Genomic DNA, 1,079 nt, shown 5'->3' with positions numbered 1-1,079 from the left:
CAGAATCAGCAGCAGAAGCAGCAGCAGGAGAATCAGCGGAATCAGCAGAAGAATCAGCAGCAGAACCAGCGCTGATTTCTTCGGAGGTCGTCGGGGAGCGGGCATTGCCCCCCGACGGCTTCCGCATTTTACGGCGCAAGGCTTATTTCCCCGAAAGGGCTGCCGCCGAACCTCCTCCGGTGAAACAAGCTCTTGCGGTTTTAAGCGCAACGTGGTATCGTGATAAATATTATATTGTGTGCGCCGCGCGCGGGAGGAACCTATGAATCCGTCAAGAAAAACCACGCTGGGCTATCTGTTCGCCCTGTTCACCGTGCTGGTTTGGGGGGCCACCTTCATCGCCAGTAAGCAGCTTCTTGTTTTTTACACCCCTGCCCGCATCATGCTGATGCGGTTCGTTCTGGCTTACATCGCCCTTTGGATTATCCGCCCCCGGCCCCTGTTGCTGCCTTGGAAAACAGAGCTGCGCTTTGCCGCTTTGGGAATCGCAGGCTGTTCGATTTACTTTCTCACGGAAAACACCGCCCTGCTTCATACTACGGCGGCCAACGTCAGCATCATTGTGTCCGCCGCCCCGATTCTCACAGCCGTCATTGCCCACTTCGCCACCGACGAAAAGCTGCACCGAAATACGCTTTGGGGCTTTCTCGTGGCCTTTTCCGGCGTGGTTCTGGTGGTATTCAACGGGGCGTTTGTCCTTCGGGTCAGTCCCAAGGGAGACATTCTCGCCCTCCTGTCCGCCTGCTGCTGGGCAACATACTCCGTAATGCTGCGCAAAATGCCTCCGGAGCTGGACCCCATTCTGGTCACCCGGCGAACTATGCTCTGGGGCCTCATTACCGCCGTTCCCATGGCAATCCCAGGCGGAGCGTTTTCTCTTGCTCCCCTGTCCGGGCCGCTGCCGCTGTTCAACATTCTGTTTTTGGGGCTGATCGGCAGTGCCCTTTGCTATGTGCTGTGGGGGAAAGCCTTTACGCTGTTGGGGGTCGTCTCCACCAACAACTGCCTGTATCTGATTCCCTTTGTCACCATTGTCATGGCGGGGCTGACGCTGAAGGAGCCCATCTCTCCGGCAGCGG

At 57.5% G+C, this 1,079-nt stretch carries 1 protein-coding gene; it reads left to right on the top strand.

Annotated features, from left to right (window positions below; all coding sequences use genetic code 11):
* Positions 1-262 precede the first annotated feature (262 nt).
* A partial coding sequence (locus tag B2W96_RS10265) for a DMT family transporter (protein WP_293010198.1) occupies positions 263-1,079 on the top strand: 817 nt, incomplete at its 3' end.

Origin of the sequence: Oscillibacter sp. UBA6647, assembly GCA_002455655.1 — a bacterium.
Taxonomy (GTDB): Bacteria; Bacillota; Clostridia; order Oscillospirales; family Oscillospiraceae; genus Oscillibacter.
This window is presented reverse-complemented; position numbering and strand designations above follow the sequence as displayed.